Genomic DNA, 15,459 nt, shown 5'->3' on the forward strand with positions numbered 1-15,459 from the left:
CTCGGAACCTAAATGAGCCCGCTTGCCGTTCAACCGAATTTCTGAAGCTTATTGCCCCTGAATCTGATAAAATGCCGCATCATTACTCGGCGTGAGGGACAGGCTGTTCCCGCTCACCGGCGCACCAAAATTTTGCCAGCTGATTGGAACGGTCAGGTTCGTCGCCACCAGCACCCGGTACGGCGGAATCCCGCCCGTCCAGTTCAGGACCACATTGGATCCCTGCAAGCCCATCGTCGAGGTGATCAGCGGCGCAGCAGCCACCACCAGATTCATCGTTGCCGTATTGAATGCTCCTGCCGGGTCGGCTACTTTCACCAGAAACACGTTAGTACCAACATCGCCTGAGACCGGCATTCCTGACAACAGCCCGTTGCCCGCCAGAGTCAACCAACCCGGTCCGCTGAGCTTGGAGAAGGTCATCGTATCCGCATTCGGATCGCTCGCGTTGGTCGCCATGTTCACGGAATAATTCTGCCCGGCAGTAACTCCAGCCACGGTAAATGGATTGACCAGGAAGCTCGGCGAACGATTCGTCACCGCACCGAAGTGCGCCTGCACCTGCGCCGCACTCAAGGCATAATTATAAACCGCCACTTCCTCAATGCTGCCGTTAAACTGGCTGTCATAAGCCGTGGTGCCGGATTGACGCGAACCGATGGTCATCGCATTCGCCGAACTCTTGAGTCCGCTGCCACTGGGAATCGTGCCCGCTGCATTCGAAACACCGTCCACGTAAAGCACCACTATCCCATTCGGCTCATCGCAAACGCCCACTACGTGATGCCACGCATTATTCAGCACCACGTTGCCGCTCGCCAGACGCGCCGTGCTGCTTGCGCCGTCACGCACGAAGAACCGGAAGGCATGGCTTGTTCCTCCGGTATCGAGATTGAATTGCTCGCCACCTGACCCGGTTCCCCTGGTCACAATGCCCGCATCCGTTGACTGCGCTGCCCCTTTCACCCAGGCCTCCACTGAGAATGCCGGGTTATTGGTCGTGGAAAAATCAATCGGTATGCCCCCCACATAACTGTTGATGGCCGGGCCAAACTTCACCGCCGTATGAGTATCCAATGTATTATTACCCGGCTGATTGAGCGTTACGCTGTTAAAGGTCCCATTATTGCCGGCCACATAGTCATGCGCAATCGTCCCCGTCTTCTCGTCCAAACGCCAATAACCCATGGGATTATTTGCCAACACATTTTGCCAAAACGGATTTGTCGGCGCGGCTTGCACCGTGACTGATACAACCCGGCTCGTGACGCTTCCAAACGAATTCTGCGCGATCAGTGTATAATTGCCTGCGTTGGCCGCCTGCAGGTTGTTCAAATTGAAGGTGGAACTTGCCGAACTGGAAATGTTCGCTCCATTCAATGCCAATGAGTATGTGACCGGCGTCGAGGCGGTGACTCCCAGTGAAAAACTGATCTTGCCTCCGGTGAATAATGTGGAATTCGTTGGCCCCGGCTGTTGCACAATCACCGGACTGCGGTACACCGTCAGCGTGGCCACGGAACTTGTCGCGGCACTGCTGCTGTTCGTCACCACCACATAGTAATTGGTGATCTGGTTCACCTGCACTGGTGTCACCGTCAGGCTATTGCCATTCTGCCCCGGCAGGAGCGTTTCACTTCCCGGGGTTCCGCTATACCATTGATAACCCAAAGGCGGAGTCCCCATCGCCGCTGTTGTGAAAATCGAACTCGCACCGGCCGTCTGGTTGGTGACTGAAACCGGTTGCTTCGCGATACTCACCTGCGCCGGCATCGGCACGCCACTCACCGCGAAGATTCCCGAACTGCCAGCTGCCGCTGGCTTCGTGAAAGCAATGGACGCTACCGCCTGGTTCAATCCCAACACCGAGAGATCAATGGTGGTTTGATACAAATTCGGATTTGCGCTGCCGTTATCCTCGGTGAAAAGTCCGCTATTCAGTTGCAATCTGCCAAAGCCTTGTATGCCGACATTGCCGGTATTGTTAAACCAATCCTGGGCGTTGTAATTCAGCACTTGGCTCGTCGACCCGTTTGTGAAAGTGATAACGAATGTGCCAAGGCCGCCACCGTTGGCCGAGGACGCAAGAATTGAAAGTGAATTGTACGCCTGCGGATTCAGAAATGTCAGGGTTCTCGTGGTGGGATAAGGACTTCCCAGCATCAGCACGTTCGTCTTTCCATACGGCCCCAGTTGAAAAACGGTGCCATCGTTCGGACTTAGTATCGTTCCGCTTCCTGGCAGCCCTTGATTGCCTCCGCTCCCGGAAACTTGCGCGTTGCCGTTCAGACCGGCTTCATAAAAAGCAATGTTGTTGGGAATGTCGAACGCAGTCGCCTTCTTGCTGGCTAGCGTGGCGGTGTAGGGAGCAATGACACTGGCATTGAAACCGGTTAACGCGATTGGATTATTCACCGCGGAATTCTGCACTGCGATGACTACACGCCGACTCACCTCCGTTTGCGTGGGATCGGTCTGGTCGGCGATGTTCACGAATAACTCAAACTGAACCGCATACATCGTATTGGTTGCCAGCCGGGCATAATCAAGGGTTGCGCTGTTGGCCACGGTCATGATGCCATTGGCATTGATTGAGAAGGTGTTACTCGTATTTCCGGAAACAATGGTGTAGATAAGAGCATCATTCGTATTATTGGCGGCGACTATTCCCACCACCGTGCCATTTGCCGAATGTTCCATCACACTCAATCGCGTCGGTAGGTAACCACCTCCCACAGAACCTGCAATCGAGTAGTAACCCTTGCTCGCATAGGAACTGAAGCCATCCACCAAAGGGTTGTTGCGTCCCGCCCCGGTAACACGAAATGTATAGGTTCCCGCCGGCAGATTAGTGTTGATGGTTGCCGATAAAACCGTTTGTGGATTGTTACTCGCAATGATTGTATCGGTCGCATCTGCCAGTGTGGCCATCACCGCCAGGTCAGCCCAATCCCCCACGGGGCTGGCTGTCAGATTTATCTGGCCGCCCGTGGTCGTAAATTGAAACGCATCCGTGTCATCCTGCTTTTCTATCACCCCTTCCGCCGAAGCAGTGAGATCCGAATAAATTTCCAAATAGCGTGAGGTCGCCAAAGTGCTCCCGGTATCATCCGGGCGATAGCTCACATTGTTGTTCTGGGTCGTGATCATGTTTTCCTGATCCTGCGTATTGCTCGGATTGGCGTAGTCACCCTTGGAGAAAGTGGTCACCGGCTGATAATAACCTGCACCCATGATCGGGCACCAACCGGTCGGCGCGGCCCCTTGTCCGGTATAATACTCGGTATGATTCGTGCCAATATTTGTGCCCATATGGCTTAAGCCAAGCGTATGTCCCGGCTCGTGTGCTCCCACCTCTCCCCCGTTCTTACCGGTCGTATAGATCGACCAACAAACAGTATCACTTCCCCAGTTCCAGGAACCGATGTAAGCCACGCCAGCTGCTCCGGGACCGATTGCCGGGGTTGATGGCGTGAACACACAGCGCTGACGGCTCGTGGCAGGCGCATTTTGGTATACACGGAGATCCGTGGTCACATTGATGTTGAACGCCATGTAATCCTCCGCCACCCGTTTCCACAAATCCTTGATCTGCGCGTTGCTCACGCTGGGCTTCGGATAAGCCGCCCCACCCCACGTAATTGTATAACCACCGAAGAAATCCAATAATAATACTGCTGGCGATCCCGGGTAACTTTGCAGCGAGACAATGTTGCTGTTGTAAGAAGGGACATACAATAATGGGTCAAGATCAGGTCGCAATGGCGGCATGTTTGCAACTTCATTGGTGCTGCCCGTGTCCTCCGCCAATGGCATCGCTTGACACAGCACCTCATCCATCCGCCGCTGCCACAACTCCGGTTCACCATTTATTCCCGTCGGCTCGATGCGATACGCCGTCTGGCTCGCTGGCAACTCAACGACTCCCACCGCCTTGCCCGCCTTCCCCTCCGCTGGCGGTGTCAAAAAGAAGAACTTGCCTTTCTCCGGCTCCGCGAGTTCACCGGAAACATAAGTCAACTCGCCATCACGATACTGGGTGATTTGGATCGTGCCCGAAGCCATGCGCCCTTCGGTCAACTCAAAACGAATCGGCTCGCCCGACTGCGGATGTCCGAGGCTCTTGAGAAAATTAGCATCCCAAGCACGCTTCGACTTCCCCGGACCGTGCAATGCCGCCGCATACGGATTTAATGCTGGATCAAGCTCCCGCGACTTCACCTGACCTGATACCGCCGAATTGGTGCTGGCTGCGACAACACTCGTCAATTGCGCCACTGGAGGCTTGGCCACACCCGTCGGAGTGACTGCTGGAGCGGCAGGTGCATGAGCAGCCTCGACCGGGTGCTTCGACTTCCCGGTGGAAAACGTGTAGTAACAACCAATGGCAGTAAGAATAGCCAGTCCGACGAGTAAGAGGGTTCTTCTGATCATAGCGCGGCAATGGCGAATTATGGCACACAACACCTCTCAGAGCCACACAAAACTGGCTTTTCCTCCCGAAAACAGCTCCGTTGCCCTTCCGTCTATGGGTTGCTCATCATAACTGGTGCCCATAAAAGTGTTATGTAACACTAACTACAGAGTTACAGCAGTTACTGTTTCAGTTGAACTTATACTCCAACAATGAGCCAACAAAATTCGAATTGTATGCAATCAAGACAATCCCGTCGGCTGACAAAGAGCATTCGTCATGATGTTTGATCTGCTCAATTTCAGCAAATGGGCCGGATAAAGTTAAAGGCTTTCAAACAGCTCCATCTCTGCATTTTGGCAAACCCCGACATGGCTACCGATGCGGATGAATAACTTTCTTTTTTTCCGACACCAAATCTCGCCAGGTGGGTCTATACTCTTAGCAACAAATGGCCATAGCCCCTGAAATATGTCCCAACTGCGGTGCGGAAGTTCCGCCGAATGCAAAAGCTTGCCCCGGATGCGGCTCCTGCGCGGAGACCGGCTGGTCAGGAGAGGCGCATGCCAGCGGCTTGGGCCTTCCTGACGATAATTTTGATTACGATGACTATCTTGAACGGGAATTCGGGAAATCCAAACCCGTTCCACGTGGAATGTCCCGGTTTTGGTGGGTCATCGCCGTGCTCATTCTTGCTCTGATTCTCGCCATGATATTCCTTTAGTGCTCCTGGCTTTTCTTGTAATGTCTGCAGGCATGACCGCCAGATTTGCCTCCCTCATCATTGTTTGCCTTGCCATGGCAAACCAAGCGTGGAGCACCAACTGGCCGCAATTCCTTGGCCCTGCTCGCAATGGAGTTTACTCAGGGAGTGACCTCGCCGATGCTTGGCCCGGGGAAGGCCCGCCCATCCTCTGGCAAAAGTCCATCGGCCAGGGCTTCTCCGCACCTGTTGTTACCGATCATAAATTGATTCTTTTCCATCGCCTCGCCGACAAGGAAACCATCGAAGCCTTGGATGCCAACACGGGCAAACAACTCTGGTACCTCGCCTACCCCACTCACTACTCCGACGATTTCGGCTTTGATGAAGGCCCCCGCGCCACTCCCTGCATCGCCGACGGCTTTGTCTGCACCTTCGGTGCTGAAGGCATGCTGAACTGCCTCAACCTCTCGGACGGCAAAAAGCAATGGAGCGTGGATACAAGAAAGGAATTCGGCGCTCGCAAAGGGTTCTTTGGAATCGTCTGCTCCCCTCTGGTCGAAGGGAATGCAGTGCTGCTCAATGTCGGAGGAACGGACAATGCCAGTATTGTCGCCTTCGATAAATCGACCGGCAAAACGCTATGGAAATCGTACAACGACGAAGCCAGCTACTCCGCCCCAACCGTCGCCACCATCAACGGTAATCGTTATGCCCTCTTTCTGACTCGCAGCGCCTTGGTTGCTCTAAACCCCGTGGATGGCAAAGTCTACTTCACATATCCGTTCCGCCCGCCGCTGGGAGCCTCCGTAACTGCCGCTACTCCACAAGTCATTGGCGATCTCATTTTCATATCCGGCAGCTATGGCAATGGTGCTGTGCTGCTCCGCATTAAGGATGGTAAACCAGAGAAAGTTTGGGCCGCCCAGGATGTTCTCTCAAACCATTACGCCACCAGCATCTATCACGACGGCTTCCTTTATGGCATCGATGGCCGCACCGACCCCGGCTTTCAACCGGGCCCAAGCCTGCGGTGCGTGGAACTTAAAACCGGAAAGGTTCGCTGGAAACAGGACGATTTCGGGGCCGCCACGCTCACCCTCGCTGGCGATCAACTCCTCATCGTCACCGAACGCGGTGAACTCATCCGCGCTAAAGCATCTCCCGACAGTTTTCAACCAATCGCCCGCGCCGAGGTTCTTCCCAATCACATCCGCTCCTACCCTGCTATCGCCGACGGACTTTTCTATGCTCGCAGCAAAGACAAACTCTTCTGCCTGGATTTGAGGAAACCAGCAAAATGATTCATGGCTCGGAACACGATTTTAATTTTGGAAGACAATGACGACCGCATCGCCGGATTTCACGCTGCCATCGCATCTCTGGATTCGCGCCTCAACGTCAAACTTTGGTATGACGCACCCACTATGATTAAAGAGTGTTCCCAGTTCTTGGATGCCGCTTGTCTATTTTCATTGGACCACGATCTGAATCCTCGGCCCGGAGCTTCTGAAGATCCTGGCACAGGACTGGATGTGGCAGAATATCTTTGCACCCATGTTCCTGTCTGCTCTGTCTTGCTCCATTCCACAAATTACGAAAGGGTTTGGTCCATGCACAACGAATTCCGATTTGCCGGTTGGCAGGTTGACCGTGTTGGCCCCATTGGAGAGGATTGGATTCCAAAGTTGTGGCTTCCTGTTGTCCGAAAAATTCTGAGCAGCCCGCTCCTCTCATGAGTGCCCCTACTTCAACCTCCGAAGCGCCTGCCCTCTCCAACCAGGCTGGCTCCACAGCAACCCTGAATCAAAAGGCAAACACACGCATCATCTCCATCGATGCCCTTCGCGGCTTCGACATGTTCTGGATCATGGGCGGCGATCAGCTGGTTCGGTCGTTCCAAAAAATTGACGATTCAGCCCCCACCCATGCACTCGCAAACCAAATGGAACATTGCGAATGGGCCGGGTTCCATTTTTACGACCTTATCTTTCCACTATTTGTTTTTCTGGCAGGCGTATCAATCGTGTTTTCAATCACCCGCCTGATTGAACATTCGGGCAGAGTCGCCGCGGTCAAGCGTATTGCGTTTCGCTCCGTAATCCTGTTCCTCTTTGGCATCTTTTACATGGGCGGGGTCTCGAACGGTTTCAAGAACATCTACCTGGCCGGTGTACTTCATCGCATCGCCGTGGCCTATTTCTTCGCTGCTCTGCTCTTCTGTTTTTTTCGGCCCAAAGCACTTATCGCCATCTGCATTGGCTTGCTGGTGGGTTACTGGGCTCTGTTAACCTTCGTCCCTGTTCCCGGCGTCGGTGCAGCCTCGTACGACCAAGGCAAAAACCTTGCCTATTATCTCGACCAACATTATCTGCCTGGCCAGAAGTTTGAAGGGACCTTACTCAGCACGATGCCAGCCGTTGCCAATTGCCTGCTCGGCATCTTCGCCGGCCTGCTGCTGACCAACAAAACTGTTGATGATCAAAAGAAGGTCTACTGGCTCCTCGGCAGCGGAATCACCAGTCTTGTCATTGGTTTAATCTGGTCCATCCAATTCCCCATTATCAAACTTCTCTGGACTTCCACCTACGTTCTGCTTGCCTGCGGTTACAGCGCCATCCTTCTCGGCCTGTTCTATCAAATCATTGAGATCTGGAAATTCCAGAAATGGGCCCAACCCTTCATTTGGCTTGGTATGAATGCCATCACGATCTATCTGGTGGCAAACATCGTTAACTTCCGCCGCCATGGTGAACGCTTCGTCGGTGGCAACGTCAAGAACTTCCTCGGCAACTACCACGATCTCGCTCTTTCCGTTGTCGTTCTCATCCTGGTCTTTTGGGTGGTTCACTTCCTCTATCGCCGAAAAGTGTTTCTCCGCCTTTAGACGCCTTCCTCTACAAACAATCCTTGTGACAGTCATCTTCCTCTCATAAAAGTATTCGATGGCTTATCTGAAAATGCCAATAGCCCTTTTGGCGCTCTTTATCTGCCTGGAAGGAACTGCCTTTGCCCTGAACGCTGATGGTCCTGGATCAGCCCTCGCCAATCAGATGGTGGAATGGACCTTCACCTCAACCAGGCCTTACAAAGATCCTTTCAATCAAATCGAGTTGAATGTCACATTCACCACCCCTTCCGGCAAAAAACTCCTGGTCCCGGCCTTCTGGGACGGCGGGGATATTTGGCATGTGCGCTATTCCTCGACCGAAACCGGCATTCACCATTTCTCGACAGTATGTTCCGATTCCAGGAACACCTCCCTCCATGCTGTGGCGGGAAAGGTGGAAATAAAACCCTATGTCGGCACCAATGCATTTTACCTGCACGGCCCCATCCAGGTCGCGAAGGATAAAAATCATTTCGAACATGCTGACGGCACTCCCTTCTTTTGGCTTTCCGATTCCTGGTATATGTCGCTCTGCAAACGCCTCAAGTGGTCCGAAGAGTTCAACACCTTGACACAGGACCGCGTTGCCAAAGGCTTCAATGTGGTTCAGGTGGTTGCCGGTCTTTATCCGGATATGGGAGCTTTTGATGAACGAAGCGCGAACGAAGGTGGCTTCCCATGGGAAACAAACTTCACCCGCATCAATCCCAAATATTTCCAGGCCGCTGATCAACGTATCGCCTTCCTGGTGGACTCTGGCCTTGCTCCCTGCCTGTTCGGAGCCTGGGGCTATTACCTTCCCTGGATGGGTGAGAAAAAGATGAAGCAACACTGGCGCTATTTGGTAGCACGGTATGGAGCTTATCCCATGTTCTGGTGTATCGCCGGTGAAGCCACCCGCCCCTGGTATCTTTCCAACACCCGCGCCAAAGACCAGGCACAGTTGCTCAAATCGTGGACCAAAGTGACCCGCTATGTCAGGCAGGTGGATCCTTATCATCGACCGCTCTCCATCCATCCCCCCATCGAACTTGGCCGTCAGCAGGTGTCGGATCCCAATCTGCTCGATTTCGAAATGCTGCAATCGGGCCATGACGATAGAGCCAGCGTTCCTTATACCATCTCTCTGGTGCGGCGCTCCCGCAGTTCTTCTCCACGCATGCCAACTATCGATGCGGAGGTTTGCTACGAAGGCATTCTCGGCAACTGCGAGGCCGACGTGCAACGCTACATGGAATGGCGCTGCCTTCTCGGCGGCACCGCCGGTCATTCCTACGGAGCCAATGGCGTCTGGCAAATCAACCAGCGTAATCAACCCTTCGGCACTTCTCCCGGCAACAACAACTGGGGCAATACTTGCTGGCAGGAGGCGATGAGACTTCCGGGATCAGGTCAGATGGGTTTGGGCCGGCACATATTAGAAAAATACAAATGGTGGGAATTCGACTGCCACCCCGAATGGGTTTCTCAAGACTCATCGGAAGGCTCCTTCAAATGGGGAAATTGGATCTGGTCGCCAGACGCAGAATCGGCCTTTGCCGCACCATCCGGGCGCCGCTGCTTTCGCAAAAGTTTCACGCTTACATCAACATCCCAGATCACGCAGGCGCTTCTGCATCTTGCTGTGGACGATAATGCCGAGGTCTTCTTGAACGGCACCCGGTTGGGCGGTTTGGTAGGTTGGAATCCTTATCGTGAATTGGAAGTGACGTCTCTCTTGAAATCAGGACCAAACATTCTAGCCATCCACGCAGTAAATATCCAATCTGGCACCACACAGAAAAATCCCGCCGGACTTCTCGTCAATCTGGATATCCATTTCAATGATGATTCCAGGAAACAAATTGTCTCCGATGCCAGTTGGTTCTGTAGCGAACAGGAATCGTCCGGGTGGCAGGACGCCAACTTCGACGATAGGAATTGGACTTCTGCCAAATCCCTTGCCGAACCTGGCCAGGGACCATGGAAAATCTTGACCTCTCCTAACTACCATCTGAATCCAGGGGCCGCCGGAATTGTGAAAAAAATTCGGCTAATTTATCTGGCTACCAAAGCACCGGCCAAAGTGGAAAAGCTTGAGGCTGGAATAAATTATCGCGCCACCTTCATCAACCCGCAAAACGGAAACTCCGCCAGCGCGGGGATTGCCAAAGCCGATGCTGATCAAAAGTGGACCATTCCAACCCGACCGCCTCAATCTAAAGACTGGCTCTTGCTTCTGGAGGCTGAATAAATCGCTACCTTCTTTAATCAAGCAGGCTCAACCACCACTCCACCTTTCTGATTAACCTTGAAATGGGCGACCTTTTGACCTACACCTCGTTTTGATAAAACCGCGCTTTACATGACCGAACTAACCGCACCCGTAATCGAAGCTTCTCCCGCCAAAGCCGCCAGCACTGCGTCGATTCCTCAGCGGCTCATGTCGGTGGATGCCCTGCGCGGCTTCGACATGTTCTGGATCATCGGAGCCGACTCGCTTGTCTATGCTCTGCATCGCCTTTCGCAAAATCGTGTCACGGACTTTCTAGGCCTGCAACTCGACCATTGTGACTGGGCCGGCTTTCATTTCTATGATCTCATTTTCCCACTATTTGTCTTCATCATGGGTGTGTCGGTCGTCTTCTCTCTGACGAAGGCCATCCAGCAACTTGGCCGCGCCGAAGCGGTCAAACGTGTGTTCCGCCGAAGCGCTCTATTATTTGTCGTCGCACTCATCTATTCCGGCGGTGTGAGATCGGCTTGGCCTGATATACGCCTATTAGGGGTGCTGAATCGCATTGCCCTCTGCTATTTCGTCGGCGGGTTAATTTTTTGCTTTTTTAAACCCCGCGCCATGGTCGCTATCGCGGCAGCTCTCTTGATCGGCTATTGGTCGATTATGACCTTCGTACCCATTCGCGACATTCGGATGGCTCATTACAAGGAAAAGCACGAACTGGTTGATAATGACGTGGATAAAATCATGCAGGACACCGGCGTCAGTGACCCTGCGAAAATTTTTTACAACACCACGAATTGGGTGACTGCCAAATATGACATGGGCTATAATGTCGCCAATCACCTGGATTTCAAATACCTCGGCGGACGCAAATATGATACCTATTGGGATCCCGAGGGACTGCTCAGCACCATCCCCGCCGTGGCCACCTGTCTCCTGGGTATCCTTGCCGGGCTTCTGCTGAGAAGCACAAACTACTGTGATCGCTGGAAAGTGATTTATCTCCTTTCTCTGGGAGCTGCGGGAGTGATTCTGGGCTTTCTGTGGAGCATCCAGTTCCCGGTGGTCAAAAAGATTTGGACCTCTTCCTTCGTCCTCGTAGCTGGCGGTTTCAGCGCCATACTGCTCGGAATTTTCTATCAGGTGGTGGATGTCTGGAAATATCAAAAATGGTGTCAGCCCTTTGTCTGGATGGGCATGAACTCCATAACTATCTATCTCACCAGCAATTTTATCGGCGGCTTTCGGGGTCTGGCAACCCGCCTCGTTGGCGGTGATGTAAAAAGCTTTTTAGATCTCCACGTAGCCAAAGGCTCTGGCGACATGGTCCTCTCGATTACCGGACTTCTGCTGGCTTTCTGGTTCGTCCAGTTCCTCTATCGCAGGAAGATTTTCCTGCGGCTCTAAGCCTCCCCTCATTCAGCTAAACCTGACTTTGCCGGAGCTGGGTTTTGGCTTCTGACAGAACCATCTGCAAATTTATTAAGATTTTTTGCAACGTTTCCCCGGCATCGGTGTCTGAATAGTTGATTGAAAGTAATATAGTGTCAGCCGGGGTTTGCGCTCCCACGGGCAAATCGTTGATTTTAACGAAGCAAATAAACAGCAGTTAAAAGCGTTTCCTTTGTCAGTTCGCACCTGAAGCCCGCCTTCGCAGACTAGGCGGCTTTGCTCATGCCTTGCGACCGCAATTATGAAAGTCAAATTTACCCACGTCCGCATCTTGGTTTCAGATTATGCGAAATCATTTGCCTTCTATTCCGATGCCTTGAATCTCCCGGTGCGCTTCTCGGATGAGCAAAGCGGATACGGCGAATTCGATACCGGCACCGTTACATTGGCTTTGTTCGACCGCAAGAACATGGCCGCCGCGCTGAGCGCCGAATTGCAACCATCAGAAGACAACGGCCTGGGCAGACCCACGTTGGTCTTGAACGTTGAAGATGTCGATGCTGCCTGCCTCGAACTCCAGAAGAAAGGCATCGCCATACTGGTTCCACCGATCGATCGACCTGCCTGGACTGTTCGCACCGCTCATTTTAAAGATCCGGACGGTAATATAATCGAGATAAACAGTTTCATGCGGCGCAAAGCTTGAGTGAAGGAAAGAATTTACCCGCGTCCAGCGAAGCACTTCGCTGCGGGATGCCAGGGAGGAGCACAGGGATGGAAATGCGCCTAAAGCGCATCGTGGGAAATGGAGTGGGAGGAGCGGCTTTCAGGCGTGATTAATGCCTAAAAAAGCTCCCCCACTCCATCCATTTTACCTGATCTCATCCCGATGGACTTGCGATTTTGACAAACATCAATCAGAATCCGTCCGTGAAAACCTCAGCGTGCAGCCTTAGGTCTTACCTCCAGTCCCTATCCTTCTTCTATCTCGTGCTTGCTTGCGTCAATTGTTTGATTACTTCACAAAGTTTCGGTGAAGATTGGCCCGGCTTCCTGGGACCACAAGCAAACGGGGTTTCTACAGAAACAGGTTTGATTGAAAGGTTTTCAACGAATGGTCCCCCTGTGATCTGGGGCAAATCCATCGGCACCGGCTATGGCGCGCCTTCCATCCTTGGCGATAGGCTCGTATTCCACCATCGAGTCGCCGGGGAGGAAATTGTCGAATGCCTGGATGCCCTCACTGGCAAATCACTGTGGCATTACAATTATCCCAGCAAATTCATCGATCCCTACGGTTACAATAACGGCCCCCGCGCCACGCCCCTGCTGGTCTCAAATCTCTGTTACACCTTCGGTGCGGAAGGCAAACTCACCTGCCTCGAACTCGCCAACGGCAAACTCGTCTGGCAGCGTGATACCGGCTTTGACTTCAATGTTCCTGAAGCCTTCTTCGGTGTCGGCAGTTCTCCCATTTTGGAAGACAACAAACTCGTTGTCGTGGTCGGAGGCCAACCGAATTCAGGGCTTGTTGCCTTCGACCTCAAAACCGGCAAAACCATCTGGGAAAGCGTGGGGCGAACAAATTGGGAAGGTCGCCCCATGATCGGCTGGCCCGGCGAACGCACCGTCAAATGGCAATCAACCGAAAAGCAGGCCAGCTATTCCACCCCGGTTGCGGCTACCATTCATGGCCGATGCCAAATCCTCTGTTTGACACGTCAAGGCCTCGTCTCCTTGAATCCCACCAACGGAGCGGTGAATTTTAGCTTCTGGTTTCGCGCGCAAGTGCCGGAATCCGTCAATGCGATGAACCCCATTGTTGTGGACGACCTGATTTTCATCTCCGCTGCCTACTACAAAATCGGATCAGTGCTCCTGCGCGTGAAACCTGACGGTAAGGACGTCGAGGAGGTCTGGCGCAATCCAGTGCTTGAAATCCATTGGAGCACACCCATTTATAAGAACGGTTATCTCTACGCCTTTAGCGGTCGAAACGAGCCCGACGCCCGCTTCCGTTGCGTGGAATTGAAATCGGGTAGATTAATGTGGGATAGGGAAGAAAGCTGGCCTCACCACAGTTCCGAGCAACCTTCTGTTTTCGGTCGCGGCTCGTGTATCCTTGCCGATGGCAAACTCTTTGCCCTGGGTGAAGGCGGCCTGTTGGGCATTTTTAAACCTAATCCCGAAAAGCTTGAAGAAATTTGCCGTTGTCAGATCCCGCAGCTACATCACCCCTGCTGGGCCGCTCCAATTCTCTCTAACAAAAAGCTCTATCTCCGCAGCGAAGATCACCTCGTTTGCCTCGACCTGGCTAAATAACAAACATTTGCTAATGGACAGGGCTGGTTGCCGACGCCGGCTTTGCATCCTTGGAACCAACACTATCTTCCGGTAACGGTTGCCCTTTGGTTTCAGGTAAAAAGATAAGCGCTACCAGTCCCAGCAAAAACACCGCGCTCAGATAACAAGCCGCATTGCGAAATGCTGTTAACTTTGCTGCATCCGTCGTCGCACCGGCAGCCAGGCTGGCTTGTAGCTTGCCCAATGTAAACGGCCCGGAAGCCGCAATGAACCTCCCCACATTGTAACAGAAACTGGTCCCAGTGCTACGCAACCGCAAAGGAAAAAGCTCCGGAAGGTAAATTGCAAAACCGGCAAACAACGCAAGTTGGAAAAAACCCATGATAAAACTCATCCACATATCGGACTTGCTGTTGAAGAAATGAAAATACCCTATGGTGGCAATACAGGCACAGACATAAGCAACCGCGAATGAAGGCTTGCGACCGAAAGTCTGGGCGGCTTTCGTAAAGCAAAGCATCCCCAGGAAAGATCCGAAATTCTGAACAATCATGTTCACTCCCGTCCAGATCGTTCTTTGCTGAGCGATTTTATCCGGGCTGATGCCTTCGTTCTTAAGCGACCGGGTAATTACATCACCGACCAATTCGGGACTAAAAAATCCTATCCCCCATAATCCAACGACGCCCGCGATACACAAAATCATTCCCAGAAGCGCTCCCTTTCGCCAGCGTGGCTCGCCGAACAGGGATGCATAGGATCCAAACTTCACTCCGGTAACTTTGCCCGCCGCTCGTGCTGCTACCCATTTTTCCGGCTCTTTAAGACGAATCTGAATAAAAACACAGAGAAACGCGGGCAACGCACCAATTAGAAACATGTACTTCCAGGACTGGCCGGCCTCGATGCGTGTTCCTTCCAAATTGCCAAGAAAAATAGCTATGCAACCAGCGGCCATATTGCCAATTGCTGAAAGCGCCTGCAACGTTCCCAGAGCCCCGGTGCGCGCTTTTTCGGGCAACCCATCTGCGATTAAAGCAACTGCCAGGCCGAATACGCCACCCACTCCCAACCCCGTGACAAAACGAAAAACTGCGAAACTAATCCACCCTTTGGAAAATGCGGACAACCCAGTACAAACCGCGTACATCAGCACCATGATGGCGAGGGTTTTTGCACGGCCGACGCGATCACCCACTGCACCGAAAATCAAACCGCCCGTAGCCCAGCCTGCGACGAAGATGGTGGTTGCATACCCACCGTACAGCCTTAGATCCGCTCCCGCAGGCAAAAGAGCCTTCATGGCGCCGTTTCGAGCCAGCAGAAAGAGCTGTTGATCCAGACAATCGAACAACCAGGCAAGCGAGGCGACCAGAAAAACGAACCAGTGATAACGATTCAATTGGCGCCACCAAGGGCCTTGAATGGCGGAGGGATTCGAGGCAGTCATGTTACAAAATAGTGAACTGGGTCAGTAGCAATCTTACCTACACGTAATTACTTCTGACGCCAAGGCTTAAATGCTGATTCACCTT

10 protein-coding genes are annotated in these 15,459 nt (G+C 52.8%); 8 read left to right on the top strand and 2 right to left on the bottom strand.

Features of this window, described 5'->3' with window-relative positions:
* Positions 1-48: 48 nt before the first annotated feature.
* A complete protein-coding gene (locus tag CFLAV_RS10020; protein WP_007414591.1) occupies positions 49-4,434 on the bottom strand; it encodes a LamG-like jellyroll fold domain-containing protein in 4,386 nt (1,461 codons plus the stop codon).
* Positions 4,435-4,865: 431 nt separating this feature from the next.
* Between CFLAV_RS10020 and CFLAV_RS10025 the strand changes: the two genes are divergently transcribed.
* The 8 genes from CFLAV_RS10025 to CFLAV_RS10060 all read left to right on the top strand — a co-directional run bounded on the left by CFLAV_RS10025 (position 4,866) and on the right by CFLAV_RS10060 (position 13,942).
* Positions 4,866-5,138 (top strand): zinc ribbon domain-containing protein, encoded by a 273-nt coding sequence (locus CFLAV_RS10025; RefSeq protein ID WP_007414592.1) that lies wholly within the window; start codon positions 4,866-4,868, stop codon positions 5,136-5,138.
* Positions 5,139-5,170: 32 nt separating this feature from the next.
* Positions 5,171-6,421 (top strand): PQQ-binding-like beta-propeller repeat protein, encoded by a 1,251-nt coding sequence (locus CFLAV_RS10030; RefSeq protein WP_040547851.1) that lies wholly within the window; start codon positions 5,171-5,173, stop codon positions 6,419-6,421.
* A 3-nt stretch (positions 6,422-6,424) separates the two neighbouring features.
* Positions 6,425-6,856 carry a cyclic-phosphate processing receiver domain-containing protein gene (locus tag CFLAV_RS10035; RefSeq protein ID WP_007414594.1) on the top strand — a complete coding sequence of 144 codons (432 nt, stop codon included), beginning with the start codon at positions 6,425-6,427 and terminating at the stop codon, positions 6,854-6,856.
* Positions 6,853-8,004: an acyltransferase family protein gene (locus CFLAV_RS10040; protein WP_007414595.1), complete on the top strand. Its 1,152-nt coding sequence runs from the start codon at positions 6,853-6,855 to the stop codon at positions 8,002-8,004. The genes CFLAV_RS10035 and CFLAV_RS10040 overlap by 4 nt, the downstream gene beginning before the upstream one ends.
* Positions 8,005-8,062: 58 nt before the next feature.
* Positions 8,063-10,240, top strand: coding sequence for an apiosidase-like domain-containing protein (locus tag CFLAV_RS10045; RefSeq protein WP_007414596.1), 2,178 nt, complete (start codon positions 8,063-8,065; stop codon positions 10,238-10,240).
* Between the two features lie 111 nt (positions 10,241-10,351).
* Positions 10,352-11,635 carry an acyltransferase family protein gene (locus CFLAV_RS10050; protein ID WP_007414597.1) on the top strand — a complete coding sequence of 428 codons (1,284 nt, stop codon included), beginning with the start codon at positions 10,352-10,354 and terminating at the stop codon, positions 11,633-11,635.
* Between the two features lie 286 nt (positions 11,636-11,921).
* Entirely contained in the window at positions 11,922-12,326 is a 405-nt protein-coding gene (locus CFLAV_RS10055; protein WP_007414598.1) for a VOC family protein, read from the top strand.
* Between the two features lie 419 nt (positions 12,327-12,745).
* Positions 12,746-13,942: an outer membrane protein assembly factor BamB family protein gene (locus tag CFLAV_RS10060; RefSeq protein ID WP_202796875.1), complete on the top strand. Its 1,197-nt coding sequence runs from the start codon at positions 12,746-12,748 to the stop codon at positions 13,940-13,942.
* Positions 13,943-13,952: 10 nt separating this feature from the next.
* Here CFLAV_RS10060 and CFLAV_RS10065 read toward each other — a convergent pair whose 3' ends face one another.
* Entirely contained in the window at positions 13,953-15,374 is a 1,422-nt protein-coding gene (locus tag CFLAV_RS10065; protein ID WP_007414600.1) for an MFS transporter, read from the bottom strand.
* Positions 15,375-15,459 lie beyond the last annotated feature (85 nt).

This window comes from Pedosphaera parvula Ellin514 (genome assembly GCF_000172555.1).
GTDB lineage: Bacteria > Verrucomicrobiota > Verrucomicrobiia > Limisphaerales > Pedosphaeraceae > Pedosphaera.